Genomic DNA, 827 nt, shown 5'->3' with positions numbered 1-827 from the left:
CACTAGGCGCCGCTTCACGCTGCCGACGTGTGCTGTCGACACACGTCTACAGGCTCGCTAGGTTGCCCTGGACACGCGCGTTTACCTTGGCCCGCCCGGTCTGCGCCTGGTGGGCCGCCTACGGGGACGAGGTCCGATCATGAGCATTGCCGCCGAGCGACCCGATGCCATCGACACCGACGCGCCGATGTGGGAGCCCGGACCCCCGGTGGAGTTCACCGCGCCATCCGCGACCGTGCACCACTCCGAGCTCACCGGGCTTTCCATGCTGATCGCCGACGGGGGGATGCGGGCTTCGGACCTGGGCGCCAACCTCGCACTCCTGATCCCCGCCGACGCGCGTCTGGTCAAGGGCACGAGCGACGGCGAGGTCACGGTGATCACCTTCCAGGTGGCGCCACCCCGGCCGCGCGACGAGGCACCCGCGGCCGACGAGGGCGACGTGCCCTAGCCCGTCAGCGGTTCGCCTCGCGGATCGGCCGCTCCACGACCGGCTTGTCGAGGTCGTGGTGGAACAGGTTCACGTTGCCGCCGGGCAGCCGTTCGGCGATCATCTCGGCGGCCACCGGGCCACGGTGTCGCCCGCCAGCGCAGAACGACGCGATCGTCACCTCGTTGGCGCTGCGGCCAAGCAGCAACGCCTGCTCCACCATCCGGTTGACCAGGTCGCTGATCCCTGGCGTGTGCCGGACCGCGTCCTGCACCTCCGCGTCGTGGGCGGTGAGGTACCGCAGGTTCGCCGCGGCGTGCGGATCGCGGTAGGGACGCAGGTCGACCTCGATGTCGGGCTCGTCCGGGTCGCCGCGGTAGTTGTCAAGTCAAGTCAA

The 827-nt window shown here is 70.3% G+C and carries 1 protein-coding gene and 1 pseudogene; one reads left to right on the top strand and one right to left on the bottom strand.

Annotated features, from left to right (window positions below):
- The first annotated feature begins 139 nt into the window (after nucleotides 1-139).
- Nucleotides 140-451: a hypothetical protein gene (locus G6R25_RS24320; protein ID WP_136449602.1), complete on the top strand. Its 312-nt coding sequence runs from the start codon at nucleotides 140-142 to the stop codon at nucleotides 449-451.
- Between the two features lie 4 nt (nucleotides 452-455).
- Here the strand turns inward: G6R25_RS24320 and G6R25_RS24315 are convergent.
- Nucleotides 456-794 (bottom strand): annotated as a pseudogene (locus G6R25_RS24315) (RapZ C-terminal domain-containing protein); the annotation flags it as partial.
- Nucleotides 795-827: the final 33 nt, after the last annotated feature.

The sequence above is a fragment of the Candidatus Frankia alpina genome, from assembly GCF_902806485.1.
Classification (GTDB): Bacteria; Actinomycetota; Actinomycetes; order Frankiales; family Frankiaceae; genus Frankia; species Frankia alpina.
Note: the sequence above shows the minus strand (reverse complement) of the source record. Positions and strands in the feature narration are given on the sequence as shown.

What these genes read in the sequence shown, in the direction of transcription:
- G6R25_RS24320 (WP_136449602.1), top strand. Translation starts at nt 140, where the DNA reads ATGAGCATTGCCGCCGAGCGACCCGATGCCATCGACACCGACGCGCCG.